Raw genomic sequence first — 1,173 nt, 5'->3', positions numbered from 1 at the left:
CTCTGAAGCCTGACCGTTTGCGCGAGATTGTGACCGTGATGGCGGCAGAAACTTGACCACTTTCCGAACTCTTCTGGCAGACCGCGACAAGGGAACCGGTGCGGAAGGTCCGAAAAATCTATTGACAACACGGCATAGATTGGTTGGCTTGCACCCGCTCGGGGCACGTTTTGCCAGGATGAGCCGGTCAAAAATTCCCATCCCTCTTCCATTATAAAGTCTCGTGCCAAGCAAATCTCTATTGTAGATGCCAGCTTGAATCATACCTTCCACCCTATGAATAGCTTCCGTTAATACAGTAAAAGTAATGTGACATAAAATTAGATGTTATAAACTTTGAAGTCAGCGCGCTAATAATGTGAGCGACGGTGGCTTTTCTGCTGATTCCACTGCAGTACGAGGCGTTGGGAGCCTCTCCACTCGGGAAACATGAGGTCAATAGGCCGTAAATTGTAGTAGCGGTCTTCCAACTTCCGAAGGCGGTGAGCATGAGGGCGCAACAACAACTTGTGCAGACGCCAAAGTTGCTACAAGGCAGGGCCTATCTGAAGGAAAGAGATTTTTTGAGTTGAGTTGAGTTGAGTTGGGTTGGATGCGTGTTTCAATTCTTTCCTAGCGAGCGCGGAGGATGGAGAATATGTCAATTGAAGGCGATGTCGTGAGCTGCAAGCTCATTACATATGAAAAAGTTAATAATCGGCAGTGAGGGTGATGTGATGAAGATTATTGTGGGATGTTTAGGGCTTGTCTCTCTTGTCCTTTCTGGATGCGTCAGAGGTGGAAATCAGATTGGAGTGGGCGCAACATATGAAAACAGTGCAGAAATCGCTTCATTTCGTGTGTCTGGCGATCTAACATTAGACTGTCTTTCAGGTCCCTGGAGGGACACAATTTGGTATGATAATGGGGTACTTAAAAAGGCAGATGGCACTCAATTCCCGGAAAACACGAAGCAGGATCAAATTGCAGATCATACTTGCCGCGAGTATTTTTCCGCCAGAAGCAGAGGTGCGACGCAAGGTTCTGCTCGCGATATAGCGATCAATGTTTTTCGGGGGCTGACCTAACCTTTCCGCTTCTCACCGTGAAAAATGCAGCGAGGAAGCAAGTTCCATGCAAAAAACCGAATTATTAAATGACAAATTTGGTCAAAGAATTATCCTTTGGAATGTT

General features: G+C 46.5%; 1 protein-coding gene. It reads left to right on the top strand.

Annotated features, from left to right (window positions below; all coding sequences use genetic code 11):
- The first annotated feature begins 716 nt into the window (after nt 1-716).
- A complete protein-coding gene (locus AC58NV_RS23620; protein ID WP_497229317.1) occupies nt 717-1,067 on the top strand; it encodes a hypothetical protein in 351 nt (116 codons plus the stop codon).
- The last annotated feature ends 106 nt before the right edge of the window (nt 1,068-1,173 follow it).

It is taken from the genome of Leisingera sp. ANG49 (genome assembly GCF_059694505.1).
This window is presented reverse-complemented; position numbering and strand designations above follow the sequence as displayed.

What these genes read in the sequence shown, in the direction of transcription:
- AC58NV_RS23620 (WP_497229317.1), top strand. Translation starts at nt 717, where the DNA reads ATGAAGATTATTGTGGGATGTTTAGGGCTTGTCTCTCTTGTCCTTTCT.